This window comes from Longimicrobium sp. (genome assembly GCF_036554565.1).
Classification (GTDB): Bacteria; Gemmatimonadota; Gemmatimonadetes; order Longimicrobiales; family Longimicrobiaceae; genus Longimicrobium.
The window spans coordinates 1-2052 of sequence record NZ_DATBNB010000410.1 but is presented as its reverse complement, the minus strand read 5'-3'; the positions used below and the strand labels follow the sequence as shown (position 1 = coordinate 2052).

Below are 2052 nucleotides of genomic sequence, written 5' to 3'. Positions count from 1 at the left end.
CTTCGAGAAGGAGGGAGTCGGGAGCAAGGACCAGGGAGCAGAGAAGGCGGACCCGACCGCGGGCATGACGCCGGAGCAGGCGGTCCACTGGATGATCCTGCACCGGAAGAAGGACGGCATCGAGGAGCGGCTGGACGCGGCCGGCGTGCGCGAGCGCCCGGTGCAGGTGCTCAACGAGGTGCTGCTCCCGGCGATGAAGGAGGTCGGCGACAAGTTCGGCGCCGGCGAGCTCATTCTGCCGTTCGTGCTCCAGAGCGCCGAGGTCATGAAGCGTGCGGTGAAGCACCTGGAGCAGTTCCTGGAGCGCAAGGAAGGCTACACCAAGGGGAAGGTGGTCCTCGCCACGGTGTACGGCGACGTGCACGACATCGGCAAGTCGCTCGTCAACACGATCCTCTCGAACAACGGCTACACCGTGTTCGACCTGGGCAAGCAGGTGCCGGTGAACACCATCATCGAAAAGGCGCAGGAGGTGGGTGCGGACGCCATCGGCCTCTCAGCGCTGCTGGTGTCTACCTCCAAGCAGATGCCGCTGGCGGCGCAGGAGCTGTCGAAGCGCGGGCTGAGCTACCCGCTTCTCGTCGGCGGCGCGGCCATCAACCCCAGCTTCGTGCGCAGCGCGTCGCTGATCGGCGAGCAGCCGTACGCGTCTGGGATGTTCTACTGCAAGGACGCCTTCGAGGGGCTGGCGACGATGGACCGCCTGATGGCGGAAGACGGGCGGGAGTTCGTCAGCGCGCACAACGAGGAGATGGTGCGGCGCCAGCGCGAGTACGAGGAGCGCAAGGCGTCGGCGAAGGACCAGCGCCCCGCCAGCCGCGAGAACGCCATGCCCGAGGCCGACGTGCCGGCGCCGCCGTTCTGGGGATGGAAGGTGCTCGACAAGATCCCCGTGGACGACGTGGTGGAGTGCATCGACCTGAACACGCTGTACCGCATGCAGTGGGGCGCCCGCAACCTGAAGGGCGACGAGTGGGACCGAGTGGTGAAGGACGACTTCGAGCCGCGCCTGGCGCGCTACACCCGCGAGGCGCGCACGCAGGGGTGGCTGCGGCCGCGGGCCATCTACGGCTACTTCCCGGCGGGGCGCGACGGCGACGACGTGGTGGTGTTCGATCCGTCCGACCGGACGAAGGAGATCGGGCGCTTCAGCTTTCCGCGGCAGGAAGACCGCGAGCAGCTGTGCCTGGCCGACTACTTCCGCCCGCTGAACGGCGAGGGTCCGAAGGACGTGCTGCCGCTGCAGGTGGTGACGAGCGGCGACAAGGCCGCCGAGTTCATCGAGCGGCGCACGCAGGGCGGCGACTACAGCGAGGGGTACTTCCTGCACGGCTTCAGCGTGCAGACGGCCGAGGGCACGGCCGAGTACGTGAACCGGCTCGTGCGCCGGGAGCTGGGGATGGAGGGAAGCCGGGGGCTGCGCTATTCGTGGGGCTACCCCGCGTGCCCCGACGTGGAGCAGCACGAGGTGCTGTTCCGCCTGCTGCCGGTGAAGGAAAAGATCGGCGTGGGGCTGACGGCCGGGTTCCAGCTGGACCCGGAGCAGTCCACCGCCGCGCTGGTGGTGCACCACCCGGCGGCGAAGTACTTCAGCACCTGAGGGCGGGGATCGGTGCGTTGAGGCAAGCCTGGGCGCACGGGCCGGCGCCCCCGGCCGAAGGATCTAGCGGCGGATGCCTCTGAGCCACGGCGCGGCAGCGATCACCGTCGCCGAGGCCTCGGCTGCCGTGGGGCCCTCACCCGTCCTCGCTTAGCCTCGTCCACCCTCTCCCACAAACAGCGTGGGAGAGGGGGTACACTTCGGGATTGAGGTGCGATATCGGGCAGGGAGGCGCGGGGCCGGGCCCGCTGGGGCGAATGAATTCGCGGCAACAACGGCCCAAAGTCCGCCTGCGCGGACTGCACGCGCAGTCGGGTGCGCGGGGCCAGCCGAGGCGCGATTCCGGTCTCCCCCTCCCCTGCGCAGCGGGGGAAGGGGGCCGGGGGGAGGGGGCTCCCAGAGGCAGAGCCGCGCCCTGTCGAACCTCGACCCAAGTTCCCCTCTCTCCCGCG

Annotated in this window: 1 protein-coding gene; it reads left to right on the top strand. The window is 69.5% G+C overall.

What is annotated here, in order from left to right:
- A partial coding sequence (locus VIB55_RS11265; protein ID WP_331876759.1) for a vitamin B12 dependent-methionine synthase activation domain-containing protein occupies positions 1-1600 on the top strand: 1600 nt, incomplete at its 5' end.
- Between the last annotated feature and the right edge of the window lie 452 nt (positions 1601-2052).